Genomic DNA, 16,139 nt, shown 5'->3' on the forward strand with positions numbered 1-16,139 from the left:
GAACTGTTATGTCGCACGGAGAGCCGCCAGGTCGTGCACCACGACGACGCCACGTCGATCTGTCGAGATGAGACGTTGTGCGCGCAGCGTGCGCAACGCCCGCACCACCGATTCCCTGGAGAGCCTCAGCTGTTCGGCCAGCGCCGACTGCGAACCGATCGGGATCCGCAACCGTCCGTGCTCGTCGCCCCGGAAGTCCTCCGCCAGCCGCACCAGCGAGTCGACGACGCGGGTGAACGCGTCGTCGGCCTGGCTGTCGAGCAGCTGGTCGGCCTCCCGCAGCCGCTCGGACACCACAGCGCACAACGTCAGCACCACGTGCGGGAACTTCGCGAAGAGGCCGTCCAGGTCCTGTTTGCTGAGCAGGATGGCCTTGACCTTCGTGTCCGCCACGACGGCGCCGGGCCGTGCGCCCGCGTCGATCACCGCCTGCTCACCGACGATGTCGCCGGCCCACCGCGTCGCGACGACCTTCCGGCCTTCACCGATGATTCTGACCCGTCCGCTGTAGATGATGGCGGCCCAGCGGTTCCGGTCGTCGGCGGAGATCAGCTCCGACCCCCTGGCGAAGCAGCGGATCTGCGCGTTCGTCGCGAACGCCGTTCTTTCGATCTCGGTGAGGCGGCGCCAGAAGCTGCCACGGCGGTGTTCGCGGGTCACCGAGGCGACGACCTGGGTGTTTGTCATGTTCCGTCCTGACGTTCCGGGGACAGGGCAATCCCCGTCATCGCTCGGATCGTGCGAGATGTGACCGAATTGCTCCTGACGTATGAATGCGCGCGGTTTTCCGTTGCGTTCCTGCCGGCGGGAACGATGTTCATGCGGCTTTGCCCGGCAAGGAAAGAAAGTGGACATGCGCCCGCGCATTGGACGTGGTGCCGTGGCATAACGAAACGCGGTGTCTGTGCCGCACGTGACGCACAACGGCCGTCAGGTCCCCGTCCCCGGTGGTGGAGTGCGGGAACTGCAGAGCCGAGGAGGACGAACGTGCAGCCACAGCCGGGAACGCCGCCGCGCGACGAGCAGAACCGCTCGACGATTTCGGCAGGCGGCTCCATCAGTGCGAGCGACAACGGCATCATCGCGGGCCGCGACGTCACCGGCAGCAACAACACCACCCACAACCGCAACAAGAAGTTCAACTTCGGTGGAATCCTGGTGGCCGCGGTGGCGATCGTCGCGCTCTTCTTCGTGGGACGGGCCGTGGTGGTCGACCTGACCGGCGACGGCGATCCACCGGCGAGCGCCGACGTGGCGCAGACGGCGGTCGGCACCTGGACCGCGTCGGACGGCACCGGCACGAAGACGTTCGGCGGCAATGGCGCGCAGTGCGACGGCTTCTACTACCACCAGGGCAAGCCGCTCGACATCGGTGGTCCGATGAGCTGCACGCTGTCCTCCGCTCCGGACGGCGAGAACCGCTATTCGCTGATCGTGAAGCAGGGAACCAACCAGGCCACGTTCAAGATCGCCTTCGACAAGGCGGACCACGCTGTCGTCTACGGCTCCAACGGCGCGAAGCTCTACGAGCTGACCAGGTTCTGAACGGGGCGGTGCGCGCCGACGGAAATTGTCAGACCCCCCTGCCATGCTCGGGCCATGCCGATCGAAGTCGCGAGCAAGCGTCGCAAGGTGAAGCGCCCGGACGCGGTGGTCGTCGACGTGACGTCGCGCGGCCCTGAGCCGTGGGTGCGCTTCAGCCCGTTCTTCCCGCACGGCCGGATCCCTGTGCCGTTGTCGCCCGGAGTGACGAGCGAGTCCGTCGAGGGCCTTTGGCAGGCGCTGAAGGTGTTCGAGGGGGCCGACGTCGATCCGTCGAAGCTCGCGGTGACGTCGATGAAGGGCCTGAAGCGCACGGTCCGGCGCTTCGGGCCGGTCCAGGGGCACCGGGCGGGGCTCGCGGGAGAGCGGCTGCTCGACTACCGCACGGCCCGGCAGGAGATCTACTTACCCGCCTACCGCTGGGTTCTGGAGCACTGCCTGCGGGCCGAGGTCGAGCGCTTGCACGAGCTGGCCGGGTCCGCCGACGTCGTGCTGCTCGACTACACGACCAACGGCGACGTCGAGGACCTGAGCACCCCGCTGTCCCACGCCGCGCTGATCGTCGACCACCTGGGGAGGCTCACCGCGCCCGCGTCCTGAAAGCCGGTTTTATACTTTCCGCCTTCGGCTTTGGGGGTCGGCAGTGGCGACATCGAACAAGCAGCTCTTCAAGATCGTGGACGGGCTCGCCGAGGCGCGGCGGTCGTCGGGTCAGCAGTACGACACGTTCCGCGTGCGCGGCAAGGTGTTCGGCTACTACTGGCCGCGCACGCAGACGGTCGGGCTGAAGCAGACGCTGTCCGAGCAGCAGGCTCTCGTGGCCGAACGGCCCGAGGTGTTCGAGGAGCAGTTCACGTCCGGCGGCTTCGGCTGGGTCGTGGTGCACCTCGAAGGCATCGAGGCCGACGAGATGAAGGAGCTGGTGTTCGAGGCCTGGCGGCTGTCCGCGCCGGAGGAGCTCGTCGCCCAGGTGCCGGACCTCGCGCGATGAGCAGGGTCAAGTTCGAGCTGCCCGCGGACGATCTCGGCCGTGCGACGGCGTTCTACCGCGACGTCTTCGGGTGGTCGGCGCAGCGGCTGCCGTTCGACTACGTGCTCGTCGACACGGACGGGGAGCCGGTCGACGTGGCCGACTCGGACGGCGGGATCTCGCCGCGGACCGAGTTCGTGCAGGGGCCGGTGCTGATCATCGAGGTGCCGGACGTCGACGACGTGGCGCGCAGGGTCGAGGAGGCCGGCGGCACGGTGCTCAACGCCAAGGAACGCGTGGGCGACTACGGGTTCTCGCAGTACGTAAAGGACAGCGAGGGCACAGTGCTCTGCCTGTGGGAGTCGATCCAGGGCTGACGGCCTAGCGGAAGAGGATGCGCGTGATCTCGGTGTCGGTCGCGCGGCCCTCGTCGTAGGCGCCCTCGCCCTTGAGGTTGTTCATGATCGCGAGCGTGTACCGCTCGTCAGCGCCGACGAACCCGACCGAGTTCATCACCCAGCCGCCCTCCTCCTCCGACCAGCCGTTCTTGACGCCGGAGTCCGGGCCCCAGACACCCCACTGCTGCACGGGCCCGACCTCGCGCATCTGTCCGAGGATGTACGCGCGGTCGTCCTGCGGCACGGAGTCGAGGACGTAGTTCATCAGGCGGTCGAGGTCGTTCGCGGTGCACTTCTCGAAGCCCCAGTAGGGGAACGCGGCCGAATAACCCTTCTGCGGCACCAGGTCGGTCATCCCGTACCTGCCGAACGCCGCGTTGAACGTCGCGCCCGTGTAGCGCTTCCACAGCGTGTCGGCCGCGTCGTCGTCGGACGTGTGCAGCATCGCGTTCATCAGCCAGCGGTCCTCGGCGCTGAGCCTGATCTTGCCGGCGCGGTGGCGTTCCAGCAGGTTCACGACCATCGCGAGCTTGATCGTCGACGCGGTCCACGTCATGTCGCCGGAGTGGTCGTTGCGCCAGATCGCGCCGGACTCGCGGTCGCGCAGCACGAAGCCCGTGGTTCCCGGCCTGGTCTCGGCGTAGTCCTGGGCCGCCTTGATCCGCTTTTGGAAGCCGCACTCGAACCCGCTGTCGGGCAGCGGGCAGACCTCGGGCGTCGCCACGAGGGGCGCTGCCGCGGGGGTGTGCGACTGGGGCTGCGTGCGCGCGGCGGCGGGGGGCTCCGCCGTCACTGCGTGGCCGCACGCCGTGAGGGCAAGCGCGCACGCAACAAGGATCGGACGGAGCATGCGCCGCACGCTAACGGCTCCGATCAGACGGAGTCGACCGCCATACGGACGCGTTGGTCACGAAAAGGTTAAGTCAAAGATATTTGACACGGTGTCCGGTTCGCTTTACCTTGGTGATGTCAGGTTTCTTTGACATCAGGAGCGGGACATGGCGTTCGAGGAGAAGCGGGCGTGGGCATTGGCGGTCATCGCCATAGTTGGTTATGCCGTGTACGTCGTGCTCGTCCTGAACGGGGCGGCGGGACGTCCGCTGGCCGAGGCGCCGTACGTGGGCGCGTTGCTGTGGACGATCCTGTTCGGGATCGTCGCCGGCATCGTGTCCGGGATCTGGTTCGGCGTCGCCGCGCGCAACGACGGGCTGCAGGCCGACGAGCGGGACCAGGAGATCGGCCGGTTCGGTGACCACATCGGCCAGTCGTTCATCGCCATCGGCGGTGTGTCCGCGATGGCGCTGGCGATGTTCGAGGCGCCGTACTTCTGGATCGCCAACGTGCTCTACCTGTGCTTCGTGCTGTCCGCGGTGCTCGGGTCCGCGGCGAAGATCGCGTTCTACCGGCGGGGAATGCCGTGAAGCCGACCAAAGTCACGAACTCCATCCGTGCGCTGCGGTTCGCGCACGGCGAGATGAAGCAGGCCGACCTCGCCGCGGCCATCGGCGTGACGCGGCAGACGCTGATCGCCATCGAGCAGGGCAAGTACTCGCCCTCGCTGGAGGTGGCGTTCAAGATCGCCCGCGCGTTCGGGGTGTCGCTCGAAGAGGTGTTCCAGTACCCGGAGGAGGAAGAGCTGTGAAGGCTGTCGTGCAACGAAGATACGGATCGGCGGTGTTCGGTGACCTCGATGTGCCTGTGCCTGGGCAGGGCGAGGTTCTGCTGGAGGTGCGGGCGGCGGGCGTCGACATGGGCGTCTGGCACCTGCTCACCGGCAAGCCGTACCTGCTGCGGTTCCTCGGTTTCGGGGTCCGCGGGCCGAAGTCACCGGTGCCCGGACGGGACGTCGCCGGTGTGGTGAGGGAGATCGGGCCCGGCGTGACCGCGTTCGCGGTCGGCGACGAGGTGTTCGGCACCTGCGAGGGGTCGTTCGCCGAGTACGCCGTCGCCCCGGTCGCACGGCTGGCGCGCAGGCCGGAGGGGACCTCGTTCACGGAGGCGGCCGCGATGCCGATCTCGGGCGGGACGGCGCTGCAGGGCCTGCGCGGAGTTCAACCGGGGCAACGGGTCCTGGTGCTCGGCGCGGGTGGGGGCGTCGGGTCGTTCGGGGTCCAGATCGCGAAAGCCCTCGGCGCACACGTGACCGGTGTGTGCAGCACGAGCAAGGTCGACCTGGTGCGCTCACTGGGCGCCGACGAGGTCTTCGACTACACCGTCGCGGACTTCACCGGCACCTACGACCTGATCCTGGACTGCGGCGGCGCCAGGCCGTTGTCCAGGTTGCGCCGAGCCACCAACGAACGCGGCAGGATCGTCCTGGTCGGCGCGGAGACCGGGGGCTCGATCACGGGCGGTTTCCACAAGTCGCTGGGCTCGCTCTTGCTGAACCCGTTCTCGTCCAAGAAGTTCGTCCCGCTGATGTCCACCGAACGCGCCGACGTCTTCGACGAGCTGCGCGTGCTCGCCGAGGCGGGCTCGGTGAAAGCCGCCGTGGGCGAGGTCTTCCCGCTGTCCGAAGCGCTCGGTGCGGTGGACCACGTCTACTCGCGGCGGTCCGCCGGCAAGACGGTCGTCACGATCTGACCTCCGATCACCACGGTCGTCACGTGGTGCAACGCCGTGATGTCCCGCACGGGATCCCCCTGCACGGCGATGACGTCCGCATCCCAGCCGGGCTTCAGCACGCCCTTGCTCACGCCGCACGCCCTGGCGGCCTGGCTGGTCGCGCTCGCCAGCACGGCGATGTTCGGGATGCCCGCCTTGACGAGGTCCTGCATCGCGTGGGCAATGATCCCGTGTGGTTTGCCCGCGCCGATACCACCGTCCGTGCCGGACACCGTGCGCACGCCGTGGTCGTACATGCGTCCGGCGACGGCGATCTTCGCGGCCATGGACATCCCCATGCGGTCGAACGCCTCCTTGATGTGAGGAGGCGGTTCCATCGTGGCGCCGAGCGTGTGGCAGACGGCGATGCCGGCCTCCGCCAGCGCGTCCACCAGATCGGCGGGGACGACCATGGCACCGCCGGACAGGCACGTGCAGTGCTCGATGCCGTCCACACCGGCGGCCACGGCGTGCTGGACGGCCCGGAGGCTGTGGGCGTGCGCGGTCACCGGGAGGCCCAGCGAGTGGGCCTCCTCGACCACCACGCGCAGGTCGTGCTCGGTGAACTGGCAGTCGTCGACGATCGTGCCGGGGGTGGCGAACCCGCCGCTGGCCATGATCTTGACGACGTCGACGTTGCGCTCGGCTCTGGCGCGCACGGCCTGGCGGAGCGCGTCGTCACCGGACGCTTCACCGCCCATCGACCAGCAGTGACCGCGCGGGCTGGTGATGGGCGGCCCGGAGGCGAGAACGCGTTGCCGGTGCTTCGAGCGCTGCTCCACAACGGACCACTCGCGGTCACCCAGGTCGCGGACCGTGGTCACGCCTGCCCTGAGGTGGCGGTCGAGGCTGTCCCTGATCACCTCGTCGAGGTGCTCGGGTGTGAAGCCGGGCAGGCGGTCCAGCGCGCCGTTCTCGCTGTCCGCGCACAGGTGGACGTGGGTGTCGATCAGTCCGGGCAGGACGGTGGCGGTGCCGAGGTCGACCACCTCGGCACCGGCGACCTCGGGACGCCCCTGCTCGACGGCCTTGATCTTCCCGGCCTCGACGAGGACCGTGACGGGGCCCGGAACGGACCTCTCACCGTCGAACGCACGCCCTGCCCGCAGCGCCAGCATCGGCCCAGTCTGAGCGCCACATGGTGGGAAAGCAATGGTCAGCGGGCATGCGGCAGCGTCGTGAACTCCTCGACCTGGGGCAGGTCGTGACCGAGCCGGTCCCGCTTCGCCGTCAGGTACGCGATGTTGTGCGCGTTGGGGGTCATCAGCGACGGCACGCGCGCGGTCACCGAGATCCCGTGCGACTCCAGCGCCGCGATCTTGTCCGGGTTGTTGGACATCAGCCGCACGGACTGCACGCGCAGGTGCTTGAGCACGCGAGCCGCGGGGGAGTAGTCGCGGATGTCCACGGGCAGGCCGAGCGACGTGGCCGAGTCCAACGTGTCCAGTCCCTCGTCCTGCAGCACGTGGGTGCGGATCTTCGACACCAGGCCGATTCCACGCCCCTCGTGTCCGCGCAGGTAGACGAGGATGCCGCTGCCTTCGCGCACGATCGTGTTCAGCGCGGCGTCGAGCTGTTCACCGCACTCGCAGCGCATGGCGGCGAAGATGTCGCCGGTCATGCACTCGGAGTGGATGCGCACGAGGACGTTCTCGCGCAGCTTCGTCTTGCCGTACACCAGGGCCATGTGCTCGTGGCCGTCCGCGCGGAACGCGACTGCGCGGAAGGTGCCACGCCGTGTCACCAGATCGGACTCCGCCACGTCTTCGTCGTTGAAGGCCTGTTCGAACATCTCCGGTCCCCTTGTCGCCAGGCGCCTTCCGAACGTGCAGCTACGCTCGGATGGAGGTCGCACCGTAACCCGACCGCACAGCGGAGGTCATCCTGTTCAGCATCACCGTTCGCGATCACGTGATGATCGCCCACAGTTTCCGCGGCGAGGTCTTCGGTCCAGCACAACGTCTCCATGGAGCAACGTTCGTGGTGGACGCAACGTTCAAACGGGCTGAGCTCGATTCGGACAACATCGTCGTCGACATCGGACTCGCCACCCAGGAGCTGAACAAGGTCCTGGCCGCTTTCAACTACCGCAACCTGGACGAAGAACCCCAGTTCGCGGGCATCAACACCTCCACGGAGTGGCTCGCGAAACACATCGCGGACCAGCTCGCGGACAAGATCTCCGAGGGCGCTCTGGGTGAGGGCGCTCACGGGATCGATGCGATCGCCGTCACACTTCACGAGTCGCATGTGGCGTGGGCGGGCTACGAACGTGCACTTCGTCCTTCCGGCTGACGTCGGAGATCCGGGCAGTCCCAGTGGCGGCAACGTCTACGACCTGCGCGTGAGCGCCGGCCTGAACCGTCTGCTCGTCGCTGGCGACTGGCCGATTCCGAGCGACGCCACCGCGTTGGAGCAAACGCTTGCGGCGATCCCGCACGGAGACGTCGTGCTCCTCGACGGCCTCGTGAGTTGCGGCTTACCCCAAATCGTCGTTCCTCACACACGAAGATTGAACATCGCTGTCCTGGTGCACCTGCCGCTCGCCGACGAGACGGGTCTGGACGCCGGCACCGCACGCGACCTCGACGCGCGCGAAGGGCAGGTCCTGAGGGCCGCGAAGGCCGTCATCGCGACGAGCCCGACGGCCGCGCGCGAGATCGAGCGCAGGCACGGGCTCGACCACGTCCACGTCGTCGTCCCCGGCACCGACCCGGCACCGCTGGCGCACGGCACGGACGGCATCCACCACCTGCTCTGCGTCGCGTCCATCACACCCCGCAAAGGCCACGACCTGCTGCTCAGGGCGTTGCGGAGGATCGAACGCGACTGGCGGCTGACGTGCGCGGGCCCGCACCGGCCGTTCCTGCGCGAGCTTCCGCGAGACGACCGGGTCAGCTTTCCCGGACCGCTCGCCGGCGAGGCGCTGACCAGCGCGTACGCCAGTGCCGACCTCTTCGTGCTGGCCTCCCGCGCCGAGACCTACGGCATGGTCGTCACCGAGGCGCTCGCCCGCGGTCTGCCGGTCATCGCGAGCGCGGTCCCCGACGCCCTCGGCGACGGCGGCCTGCTCGTTCCCGCCGGGGACGAAAACGCGGTGGAAGCTGCACTGACACGCTGGTTCGAAGATCAAGACTTTCGGGCGGAACTGCGTGCGAAGGCGCTCGCGCGGCGAGCCGTTCTGTCCACTTGGGACGAATCCACAGAGGACCTGCGGAGGGTGCTGGCTACGCTCCGGCCATGACCTTCGCCCCGGAATGGCTGGCACTGCGTGAGAACGCCGACGCGACCGCGCGCTCGACCGAGCTCGTGGACGTGGTCCGCGAAACTCTGGTGAACCGAAACCCCCTGACGATCCGTGACCTCGGTTGTGGCACGGGATCGATGGGACGATGGCTCGCCGGGAGGCTCGGCGGCGTGCAGCACTGGGTGCTGCACGACCGCGACCCCCGGCTGCTCGGGCTGGCGGAGGCCAGCGTGAGCGCGCTGGAGAACGTCACCGCCGAGACGCGTGAGGGCGACCTCACGGCCCTGAAGGCCGCCGACCTCGCGGGCGCCGACCTCGTCACCTGCTCCGCCCTGCTCGACCTGCTCACCGCCGAAGAGATGAACGCTCTGGCACTGGCCTGCGTAGAAGCTCATGTGCCCGCACTGTTCACGCTCTCGGTGGCAGGCCGGATCGACATCGATCCGGCCGAGCCGCTCGACGCCGCCTTCCAGGACGCGTTCAACGCCCACCAGCGTCGCGTCGTGGACGGGCGTCGTCTGCTCGGACCTGACGCACCCGCCGCCGCCGAAGAGGCGTTCGTGGCGGCCGGAGCTTCGGTTCGAACGGCTCAGAGCCCCTGGCGCATGAATGCCGACGACCTCCAGCGGGAATGGCTGAAGGGCTGGGTCGGCGCCGCGGTGGAGCAGGAACCCTCACTCGCCCCTGAGGCCTCCGAGTACCTGCGCCGCAGGTCAACGGCCTCCGTGGCGGTCCACCACGTCGACCTGCTGGCACTACCGGGAGCTGTGTGATGAAGAAGTTCTGGCCGTGGCTCCGCCTGGTGCTGGCGTTGGGCATCCTGGTCGCTCTGGGCGTGCGCCTGGGCACCGGGGCGTTCGTCGACGGACTGCGCGCGATCGACGCGTTCTCCGTGGCCGCCGCACTGGCGATCGGGCTCGTGACGACGGTGCTCAGCGCGGGTCGCTGGGTCCTCGTCGCGCGCCGCCTCGGCCTGCCGCTGACCCTGCGCACCGCGGTCAGCGACTACTACCGCGCCCAGCTCGTCAACGCCGTGCTGCCCGCGGGCGTGCTCGGCGACGTGCACCGCGCGGTGAACCACGGCCGTGAGTCGGGCGACGTCGGACGGGGCGTGCGCGCCGTGTTCTTCGAGCGCTTCGCCGGCCAGGTCGTGCTCATCGGGATCGGGCTCGCGGTGCTGCTCACGCACCCCGCGCCCGGCCTCGACCTGGCGCCGGACGGCACCACCGCCGCGCTGGTCCTCGCCGGTCTGGCCGTCCTGACCGCCGCCGGCTGGAACATCCGGCCGGTGCGCCGGGCGCTGGTCAACACCCTCGCGGACGGCATCAGGCTGCTGTCGCTGCGGACCTGGCCGGCCGTCATCGGGCTGTCGGCCGCCACGGTCGCGGGCTACGTCGCGATGTTCCTGGTGGCGGCCCGCGCCGCCGGGTCGGACGCGACGGTCACCCAGCTCGCGCCGGTCGTCGTGCTGGCGCTGCTGATCATGGCGATCCCGGTCAACATCGGCGGGTTCGGCCCGCGCGAGGCGTTCCTCGCGGTGGCGTTCGGCGCCGCCGGTCTGGGCGCCGCGCAGGGCTTCACCACGGGCATCGTCTACGGCGTGCTCGCGCTCATCGCCGCGCTGCCCGGCGCGGTCGTGCTGTTCCTCTCACGCCGTGCCAAGACCGAACAGGTCGAGGTAGTGGCGGAAGGACTCGGCCAGCCCCGCGAGCAGGAGCTCGCCCTTGCGCGCTGACGCGAGTGACGGACGCCCGATGACGCCGGAGGACGTGTACGGCGCCAGACCCAGGGTGAGCATGTGCCGCCGGTCCTCCGCCAGGTGGTCAGAGGTCTCGTAGCCGGGACGGATCAGATCGGGGTGCGCGTGCAGCAGGATCGAGGTCTCCAGCTCGCCCGCGTGCATGTCGCTGTAGGCCGAGGTCTCGATGCCGGCCTTCTCCCGGGCGAACGCCCAGTCGTCCCGGCCGGGGAACAGTGCCAGGCCCTCGCCCTCCTGCACGATGTTGGACAGCACGTAGTTGCCGCCGTGGCCGTTGACCAGCACCACGTTCGTGACTCCGTTGCGCCGCAGGGACTCCGCGATGTCCGTGACCACTGAGATCAGCGTGCGGGCGGAGATGCTGACGGTCCCCGGCCAGTCGGCGTGCTCCTGCGAGCACGAGAACTGGATCGGCGGCAGCAGCCGGACCGGGTACCTCGCGGCGATCTCCGACGCGATCGTCCACGCGATCACCGAGTCCGTGGCCAGCGGCAGGTGCGGGCCGTGCTGCTCGGTGCTGCCGACCGGGAGCACGGCCACGCTCCTGCCGCGGACGTCGACCGTGGTGTCACTCGGGAACATGACCCTGACCGTAGTCAATCCGGTGGCACAGCGCCGGAATCTCGCCGTTCGCGAGCTTCGGCATGACGTCGGGGAGCTCCTCGAACGCGCTGTGGCCCGTGACCAGCGCGTCGAACCTGTCGTCGGCCAGCAGGTCGAGCGCGACCGCCATGCGTTCGGCGTAGGTGCGGTCCGGGCGGCCGACCGCGCCGACCTGGCTGCTGCGGATCGTCAGCCGGCGCGAGTGGAAGAACTCGCCCAGCGGCACGGAGATCTTCCTGTCGCCGTACCAGCTCAGCTCGATCACGCGGCCTTCCGGCGCGAGCAGGTCGAGAGCCGTGGTGAGACCCGCTTCGGTCGCACTGGCGTGGAAGACGAGGTCGCAGCCGTCGAGGGCGTCGCCCGGCAGGGCGAAGCCGACACCGAGCTTCCGCGCGACCTCCTCCCGAGCCGGATCGGCGTCCACGAGCTCGACGCGGGCGCCGGGGAACGTGGCGAGCACCGCCGCGATGCTCGACCCGACCATGCCGCCACCGACCACCGCGATCCGGTCGCCGATCAGCGGGCGCGCGTCCCACACGGCGTTGACCGCGGTCTCGACCGTGCCCGCCAGTACCGCCCGCGAAGCCGGCACCGCGTCGGGCACGAGCGTGACCGAGGTTTCCGGCACCACGTAACGGGTCTGGTGTGGATAGAGGCAGAACACCGTGCGCCCGCGCAGGTCCCCGTGTTCGACGACGCCCACGTTGAGGTACCCGTACTTGACCGGCCACGGGAAGTCGCCCTCCTGGAAGGGAGCCCTCATCACCGCGTACTGGTTCTCCGGCACACCACCGCGGAACACGAGGGTCTCCGTGCCCCGGCTGACGCCCGAGAACAGCGTGCGCACCTCGACCTCACCCGGACCGGGTTCGGGCAGCGCGACCTGCCGGACTTCCCCATTTCCGGATTCATTGAGCCAAAAGGCACTCGCCGTACGTGTCACTCACAACACCTCCGCCGCACGAAGTTCGTTAGGGGCACCTGATGATCACACTTCAGCACACCAGGACACCCGTCGTCGTACGGGAGCCTGCCGCCTGGGCCGCCGCCCAGGTGCTCCTGCTGGCTGTGGTGGGTGCCACCACCGGCCTGGGACTGCTCGGCTGGGCCGCCGGTCTCGCCTACGGGTTCGCCACGTGGGCGTTCCTCGGCTACGGCATGCAACGCCATCGCACCAGCTCACTGGGCCCCGCCGACCGCGTCACGCTCGCGCGCGGCCTCATGGTCGGCGCGGTGACCGCCCTGGTCGCGGACCGCGCCGGGCAGGACGTGCCGGTCGCGCTGGTCGTGACGCTGGCGGCCGTCGCGCTGTCACTCGACTGGGTCGACGGTCAGGTCGCCCGCCGCACGGGCACCTCGACCGCGCTGGGCGCCCGGTTCGACATGGAGGTCGACGCCTTCCTCATCCTGGTGCTGAGCGCCTACGTGGCCGTGCACATGGGTCCGTGGGTGCTCGCGATCGGGCTCATGCGGTACGTGTTCGTCGCCGCCTCCTGGCGTCTGCGCTGGATGAACGCGCCGCTGCCCGCCAGCTACGCCCGCAAGGTCGTGGCCGCGGTCCAGGGGATCTTCCTCGTGGTGGCGGCGTCCGGCCTGCTGCCGTTCGCGGGTGTCCTCGTCGGTCTCGCGCTGGCATCGCTCGTGTGGTCGTTCGGTCGCGATGTGCTCTGGCTGTGGACCAACGCGGCCGTTCCGGTGGGAGAATCCCGCCATGCCTGAGCAGACCTCAACCGCGGCGAAGATCGGCAACATCGTCGTCTGGATCCTGCAGATCGTGCTCGCCGTGCAGTTCGTGATGAACGGCTACGCGCTGTTCACCGACTCGTTCGTCGCCAAGTTCGACGACATCGGCTTCGGTCAGTGGTTCCGCTACTTCACCGGCGTGCTGGAGATCGGCACCGCTATCGGCCTGCTCATCCCGCCCATCTGCGGCCTCGCGGCGCTGGGGCTCGCGGGCATCATGGCCGGCGCGGCGCTGACCGAGCTGTTGCTCGTCACCAACGGCGGCTTCGACGACGCGATGATGCCGCTGATCTTCATGGTGTGGGCGCTGGTGATCGCGGTCTACCGCCGCGAACAGATCTTCGGTGCGCTCAGGCTCGTCCGGAAGTGACTTTCGGGAAGTAGCGGAGCACCGCGACGTCCCCGACTTTCGTGACGTCCTCCAGGTGGAATCGGCGTGCCGGTCCACCGGGGAATTCGGCGGGATTCACGAAACGCGGGGCCGTTGCCTGTCCGATCAGCATCGGTGCCACCGCCACCCGGATCTCGTCGGCCAGTCCGGCTTCGAGGAACGCCGTGTGAATGCTCGTGCCGCCTTCGACCATGAGCTTTCTCACCCCGCGCGAGCCGAGATCGTCCAGAATCTCCGAGAATTCGCTGAAGGTCTTCGTCTCGGTGAGATGACCGACCGTGGTCTCCGGCGTGCGCGAGTACACCAGGGTGGCGCCGCCGCAGTGCCAGAACCGCAGCTCAGGGTCCAGATCGCCGCTTCTGGTGACGGTGACGCGCAACGGGAACTCGGGTTTGCCTTCGGCTGTTCTGCGCGCGCGCCGCTCTTCGCTGTAGACGAGCAGTCGCGCGTTGTCCCGGCGCAGCGTCTCGGCTCCCGCCAGAATGGCGTCCGACTCCGCGCGCATCCGGTCGACGTGGTCGAAGTCCTCGGCGTTCGAAAGAGGAAACCTCTCGGTGCCGCGATCGTCGATGTGGCCGTCGAGGCTGACGGCGACGCTGAGCAGAACGTGCGGGCGGGTCACGAACCCGATCGTAGAGCAGTTGAACCGGTCGCGTGCCGCGCCGCGTTTACCCCATAGGATCTGGAAAGGGGATTCTCGGTGAGGATGTTGCTGCGGCGGACGGTCACGGTCCTGGCGGGGCTGTTCGTGTTGTTCGTGCTCATCGCACCGAGCGACCTGGAGAAGTTCTCGTTCGAGGCGTTCCTGCGGGTGCCGCTCGAAGGCCTCGTCGGCGTGCTGGTGCTGGTGCTGCTGCCCGACCGGATCCGCAAGCCCGCCGCCATCATCGGTGGTGTCGCGCTGGGCCTGTTCGCGGTCGTCAAGATCATGGACATCGGCTTCGACGTGGTGCTGTACCGGCCGTTCGACCTCGTGCTGGACTGGCCGCTGCTGGTGCCCGCCATCGACTTCGTGGACGTGACGTTCGGCCGCTTCGCCTCCGTTCTCGCCGTGGGCCTCGCGGTCGCGCTGGTCGCCGGGATCGTGTTCGTCGCGGCGATCTCCGTGCAGCGCCTCGGTTCTGTCGCCGCCGGACGGCGTCCCGTCGCGATCCGGGCGGTGGCCGCGGCGGTCGTGGTGTGCGTTTCCCTTGCCGTGCCAGGAGTTCCGGTCTACTCCGACGCCGCCGCGACGTCGCTGGTCGACCACGCGCGGCGCGTCCAGGCCGGGCTGAACGACCGGGAGGTGTTCGCGGCGGAGGCGTCGGTCGACGCGTTCCGCGGTCGCCCCGGGCTGCTGTCCTCGTTGCAGGGCAAGGACGTCGTCTTCACGTTCGTGGAGAGCTACGGCAAGTCCGCGCTGGACATGCCGGACGTCGCCGCGAAGCTGGCGCAGGGCGACGACCGGCTGAAGAAGGCCGGGTACTCGGCCCGCTCGGCGTACCTGACCTCGCCCACCGCCGGCGGTGGCAGCTGGATGGCGCAGGCGACGCTGCTGTCCGGGCTGTGGATCGACAACCAGCAGCGGTACCGCAACCTCGTGGCCTCCGACCGGCTGACGCTGCCGCGCGCGTTCCGCGAGTCGTCGTGGCGGTCGGTCGGTGTCGTCCCCGGCATCACGCAGGCGTGGCCGGAAGGCGACTTCTTCCACTACGACAAGATCTACGCCGCCCAGGACCTCGGCTACGAGGGCCCGCGGTTCGGGTACGCGACCACGCCCGACCAGTTCACGCTGGAGTCGTTCCAGCGCAACGAGCGCGCGAAGGCCCACGGCCCGGTGATGGCGGCGATCCCGATGGTGTCCTCGCACGCGCCGTGGTCGCCGACCCCGGACTCCGTGGACTGGGAGGACCTCGGCGACGGCTCGGTCTACTCGACGATGCCCGCCTCGAACGACCCGCCGGAGTCGATCTTCGGCCGCGACCCGGCGGCCGTGCGCGCCGACTACGCGCACTCCATCTCGTACTCGCTGGAGTCCGTGGTCTCCTACCTGGAGCGGTACGGCGACGAGAACCTGGTGATGGTGTTCCTCGGCGACCACCAGCCGGCGCAGATGGTGACCGGCGAGGGGGCGTCGCGGGACGTGCCGATCACCGTCGTCGCCAAGGACCCGGCCGTGATGGCGGAGGTCGAGGCCTGGAAGTGGGACGACGGGATCAAGCCGGGAGGGTCGGCCCCGGTGTCGCGGATGAGCGACTTCCGGGACCAGTTCCTCTCGGCCTTCTCGCCGCCCGAGGCCTGATCAGCCCATGGTCTTCTGACCGTCGATCGTCTCGCGGATGATGTCCGCGTGGCCCGCGTGCTGCGAGGTCTCCGCGACGATGTGCACGAACACCCGCCGCGCCGACCACGTCTTGCCCTCCGGGAACCACGGGGCGGCCGGCAGCGGGTGCGAGAGGTCCATGTCGACCGTCTCGACCAGCTTGTCGGTGTGGGCCGCGACCTCGTTGTAGCGGGCGATGATGCTCTCCAGCGTCTCGCCCGGCTCCATCCGGAAGTTCGCCTCGTGGTTCTCGTAGTCCTGCGACTCGGGGTCGGACTCCATCGCCGAGGTGCCGTGCTCGATGAACTTGACCCAGTTCTCCTCGACCGACGCGACGTGCTTGATCAGACCGCCGATGCTCAGCGCGCTCGCGGTCGGGCTCGACGCCGCCTGCTCGTCGCTCAGGCCCTGCGCGGTGAACGTCAGGAACCAGCGGTGCTGCCGCAGGGTCTCGAGGAGGTCCGCGCGCTCGCCGGTGAGGATCTCGGTGGTGGTCATCGCTTCTGTCCTTCGCTCGTTTGTCCCGACATGAAGGACTCTAGGACCACTTGAGGTCAGCTTGTGTCCTAGACGAACGGCC

22 protein-coding genes are annotated in these 16,139 nt (G+C 69.0%); 14 read left to right on the plus strand and 8 right to left on the minus strand.

The window, feature by feature from the left end; translation table 11 throughout:
• Positions 1–6: 6 nt before the first annotated feature.
• Entirely contained in the window at positions 7–687 is a 681-nt protein-coding gene (locus ORI60_RS21575; protein ID WP_266039579.1) for a Crp/Fnr family transcriptional regulator, read from the minus strand.
• Positions 688–987: 300 nt separating this feature from the next.
• Between ORI60_RS21575 and ORI60_RS21580 the strand changes: the two genes are divergently transcribed.
• Genes ORI60_RS21580 through ORI60_RS21595 form a run of 4 tightly spaced genes read left to right on the plus strand, consistent with a single transcriptional unit; the run spans position 988 to position 2,889 of the window.
• Positions 988–1,545 carry a hypothetical protein gene (locus tag ORI60_RS21580; protein WP_266039580.1) on the plus strand — a complete coding sequence of 186 codons (558 nt, stop codon included), beginning with the start codon at positions 988–990 and terminating at the stop codon, positions 1,543–1,545.
• Between the two features lie 54 nt (positions 1,546–1,599).
• Positions 1,600–2,142 carry a DUF6939 family protein gene (locus ORI60_RS21585; protein WP_266039581.1) on the plus strand — a complete coding sequence of 181 codons (543 nt, stop codon included), beginning with the start codon at positions 1,600–1,602 and terminating at the stop codon, positions 2,140–2,142.
• Positions 2,143–2,185: 43 nt separating this feature from the next.
• Entirely contained in the window at positions 2,186–2,533 is a 348-nt protein-coding gene (locus ORI60_RS21590) for an MmcQ/YjbR family DNA-binding protein (RefSeq protein ID WP_266039583.1), read from the plus strand.
• Positions 2,530–2,889 carry a VOC family protein gene (locus tag ORI60_RS21595; RefSeq protein WP_266039585.1) on the plus strand — a complete coding sequence of 120 codons (360 nt, stop codon included), beginning with the start codon at positions 2,530–2,532 and terminating at the stop codon, positions 2,887–2,889. The genes ORI60_RS21590 and ORI60_RS21595 overlap by 4 nt, the downstream gene beginning before the upstream one ends.
• Positions 2,890–2,893: 4 nt before the next feature.
• Here ORI60_RS21595 and ORI60_RS21600 read toward each other — a convergent pair whose 3' ends face one another.
• Entirely contained in the window at positions 2,894–3,760 is an 867-nt protein-coding gene (locus tag ORI60_RS21600) for a tat pathway signal sequence (RefSeq protein ID WP_266039587.1), read from the minus strand.
• A gap of 148 nt (positions 3,761–3,908) precedes the next feature.
• Between ORI60_RS21600 and ORI60_RS21605 the strand changes: the two genes are divergently transcribed.
• Genes ORI60_RS21605 through ORI60_RS21615 form a run of 3 tightly spaced genes read left to right on the plus strand, consistent with a single transcriptional unit; the run spans position 3,909 to position 5,493 of the window.
• On the plus strand, positions 3,909–4,331 hold the full coding sequence (locus ORI60_RS21605; RefSeq protein WP_266039589.1) for a hypothetical protein: 423 nt from the start codon (positions 3,909–3,911) through the stop codon (positions 4,329–4,331).
• Between the two features lie 53 nt (positions 4,332–4,384).
• Entirely contained in the window at positions 4,385–4,552 is a 168-nt protein-coding gene (locus tag ORI60_RS21610; protein WP_416234485.1) for a helix-turn-helix transcriptional regulator, read from the plus strand.
• An 8-nt stretch (positions 4,553–4,560) separates the two neighbouring features.
• Positions 4,561–5,493: an NAD(P)-dependent alcohol dehydrogenase gene (locus ORI60_RS21615; protein ID WP_266039591.1), complete on the plus strand. Its 933-nt coding sequence runs from the start codon at positions 4,561–4,563 to the stop codon at positions 5,491–5,493.
• Here ORI60_RS21615 and ORI60_RS21620 read toward each other — a convergent pair.
• Complete coding sequence (locus ORI60_RS21620) at positions 5,451–6,632, minus strand: amidohydrolase family protein (RefSeq protein ID WP_266039593.1); 1,182 nt, start codon at positions 6,630–6,632, stop codon at positions 5,451–5,453. The two genes, ORI60_RS21615 and ORI60_RS21620, sit on opposite strands and share 43 nt — an antisense overlap.
• Before the next feature lie 38 nt (positions 6,633–6,670).
• Positions 6,671–7,306: a GTP cyclohydrolase II gene (ribA, locus tag ORI60_RS21625; protein WP_266039594.1), complete on the minus strand. Its 636-nt coding sequence runs from the start codon at positions 7,304–7,306 to the stop codon at positions 6,671–6,673.
• Positions 7,307–7,398: 92 nt separating this feature from the next.
• On the opposite strand from ribA, the gene ORI60_RS21630 reads away from it, so the two are divergent.
• The 4 genes from ORI60_RS21630 (at position 7,399) to ORI60_RS21645 (ending at position 10,496) form a co-directional block, all read left to right on the plus strand.
• Positions 7,399–7,809, plus strand: coding sequence for a 6-pyruvoyl trahydropterin synthase family protein (locus ORI60_RS21630; protein ID WP_090068229.1), 411 nt, complete (start codon positions 7,399–7,401; stop codon positions 7,807–7,809).
• A 217-nt stretch (positions 7,810–8,026) separates the two neighbouring features.
• Positions 8,027–8,758: a glycosyltransferase family 4 protein gene (locus tag ORI60_RS21635; RefSeq protein WP_323055928.1), complete on the plus strand. Its 732-nt coding sequence runs from the start codon at positions 8,027–8,029 to the stop codon at positions 8,756–8,758.
• Complete coding sequence (locus ORI60_RS21640; protein ID WP_266039596.1) at positions 8,755–9,534, plus strand: class I SAM-dependent methyltransferase; 780 nt, start codon at positions 8,755–8,757, stop codon at positions 9,532–9,534. Before ORI60_RS21635 ends, ORI60_RS21640 begins: the two co-directional genes overlap by 4 nt.
• On the plus strand, positions 9,534–10,496 hold the full coding sequence (locus ORI60_RS21645; protein WP_266039597.1) for a lysylphosphatidylglycerol synthase transmembrane domain-containing protein: 963 nt from the start codon (positions 9,534–9,536) through the stop codon (positions 10,494–10,496). The genes ORI60_RS21640 and ORI60_RS21645 overlap by 1 nt, the downstream gene beginning before the upstream one ends.
• Here ORI60_RS21645 and ORI60_RS21650 read toward each other — a convergent pair.
• Positions 10,410–11,102 (minus strand): creatininase family protein, encoded by a 693-nt coding sequence (locus ORI60_RS21650; RefSeq protein WP_266039598.1) that lies wholly within the window; start codon positions 11,100–11,102, stop codon positions 10,410–10,412. The genes ORI60_RS21645 and ORI60_RS21650 overlap by 87 nt on opposite strands.
• Positions 11,089–12,066, minus strand: a complete 978-nt coding sequence (locus ORI60_RS21655; RefSeq protein ID WP_266039599.1) for a zinc-dependent alcohol dehydrogenase — start codon at positions 12,064–12,066, stop codon at positions 11,089–11,091. Before ORI60_RS21655 ends, ORI60_RS21650 begins: the two co-directional genes overlap by 14 nt.
• A gap of 41 nt (positions 12,067–12,107) precedes the next feature.
• Here ORI60_RS21655 and ORI60_RS21660 point away from each other — a divergent pair, with 41 nt between their 5' ends.
• Together ORI60_RS21660 and ORI60_RS21665 are read left to right on the plus strand one after the other, a co-directional pair.
• Positions 12,108–12,842 (plus strand): CDP-alcohol phosphatidyltransferase family protein, encoded by a 735-nt coding sequence (locus ORI60_RS21660; protein ID WP_266039600.1) that lies wholly within the window; start codon positions 12,108–12,110, stop codon positions 12,840–12,842.
• A complete protein-coding gene (locus ORI60_RS21665) occupies positions 12,835–13,236 on the plus strand; it encodes a DoxX family protein (RefSeq protein WP_266039601.1) in 402 nt (133 codons plus the stop codon). Before ORI60_RS21660 ends, ORI60_RS21665 begins: the two co-directional genes overlap by 8 nt.
• Here the strand turns inward: ORI60_RS21665 and ORI60_RS21670 are convergent.
• On the minus strand, positions 13,217–13,879 hold the full coding sequence (locus ORI60_RS21670; RefSeq protein WP_266039602.1) for a RibD family protein: 663 nt from the start codon (positions 13,877–13,879) through the stop codon (positions 13,217–13,219). The genes ORI60_RS21665 and ORI60_RS21670 overlap by 20 nt on opposite strands.
• A gap of 84 nt (positions 13,880–13,963) precedes the next feature.
• On the opposite strand from ORI60_RS21670, the gene ORI60_RS21675 reads away from it, so the two are divergent.
• Positions 13,964–15,538, plus strand: a complete 1,575-nt coding sequence (locus ORI60_RS21675; protein WP_266039789.1) for a sulfatase — start codon at positions 13,964–13,966, stop codon at positions 15,536–15,538.
• Here the strand turns inward: ORI60_RS21675 and ORI60_RS21680 are convergent, their stop codons facing one another.
• The gene (locus ORI60_RS21680) at positions 15,539–16,057 is read right to left on the minus strand and encodes a DinB family protein (RefSeq protein ID WP_266039603.1); all 519 of its coding nucleotides are present in this window, start codon (positions 16,055–16,057) and stop codon (positions 15,539–15,541) included.
• Positions 16,058–16,139: the final 82 nt, after the last annotated feature.

This window comes from Lentzea sp. NEAU-D7, from assembly GCF_026242055.1.
Classification (GTDB): Bacteria; Actinomycetota; Actinomycetes; order Mycobacteriales; family Pseudonocardiaceae; genus Lentzea.

What these genes read in the sequence shown, in the direction of transcription:
- ORI60_RS21575 (WP_266039579.1), bottom strand. Translation starts at nt 687, where the DNA reads ATGACAAACACCCAGGTCGTCGCCTCGGTGACCCGCGAACACCGCCGT.
- ORI60_RS21585 (WP_266039581.1), top strand. Translation starts at nt 1,600, where the DNA reads ATGCCGATCGAAGTCGCGAGCAAGCGTCGCAAGGTGAAGCGCCCGGAC.
- ORI60_RS21595 (WP_266039585.1), top strand. Translation starts at nt 2,530, where the DNA reads ATGAGCAGGGTCAAGTTCGAGCTGCCCGCGGACGATCTCGGCCGTGCG.
- ORI60_RS21600 (WP_266039587.1), bottom strand. Translation starts at nt 3,760, where the DNA reads ATGCTCCGTCCGATCCTTGTTGCGTGCGCGCTTGCCCTCACGGCGTGC.
- ORI60_RS21605 (WP_266039589.1), top strand. Translation starts at nt 3,909, where the DNA reads ATGGCGTTCGAGGAGAAGCGGGCGTGGGCATTGGCGGTCATCGCCATA.
- ORI60_RS21610 (WP_416234485.1), top strand. Translation starts at nt 4,385, where the DNA reads ATGAAGCAGGCCGACCTCGCCGCGGCCATCGGCGTGACGCGGCAGACG.
- ORI60_RS21620 (WP_266039593.1), bottom strand. Translation starts at nt 6,632, where the DNA reads ATGCTGGCGCTGCGGGCAGGGCGTGCGTTCGACGGTGAGAGGTCCGTT.
- ribA (WP_266039594.1), bottom strand. Translation starts at nt 7,306, where the DNA reads ATGTTCGAACAGGCCTTCAACGACGAAGACGTGGCGGAGTCCGATCTG.
- ORI60_RS21640 (WP_266039596.1), top strand. Translation starts at nt 8,755, where the DNA reads ATGACCTTCGCCCCGGAATGGCTGGCACTGCGTGAGAACGCCGACGCG.
- ORI60_RS21645 (WP_266039597.1), top strand. Translation starts at nt 9,534, where the DNA reads ATGAAGAAGTTCTGGCCGTGGCTCCGCCTGGTGCTGGCGTTGGGCATC.
- ORI60_RS21650 (WP_266039598.1), bottom strand. Translation starts at nt 11,102, where the DNA reads ATGTTCCCGAGTGACACCACGGTCGACGTCCGCGGCAGGAGCGTGGCC.
- ORI60_RS21660 (WP_266039600.1), top strand. Translation starts at nt 12,108, where the DNA reads ATGATCACACTTCAGCACACCAGGACACCCGTCGTCGTACGGGAGCCT.
- ORI60_RS21665 (WP_266039601.1), top strand. Translation starts at nt 12,835, where the DNA reads ATGCCTGAGCAGACCTCAACCGCGGCGAAGATCGGCAACATCGTCGTC.
- ORI60_RS21675 (WP_266039789.1), top strand. Translation starts at nt 13,964, where the DNA reads ATGTTGCTGCGGCGGACGGTCACGGTCCTGGCGGGGCTGTTCGTGTTG.
- ORI60_RS21680 (WP_266039603.1), bottom strand. Translation starts at nt 16,057, where the DNA reads ATGACCACCACCGAGATCCTCACCGGCGAGCGCGCGGACCTCCTCGAG.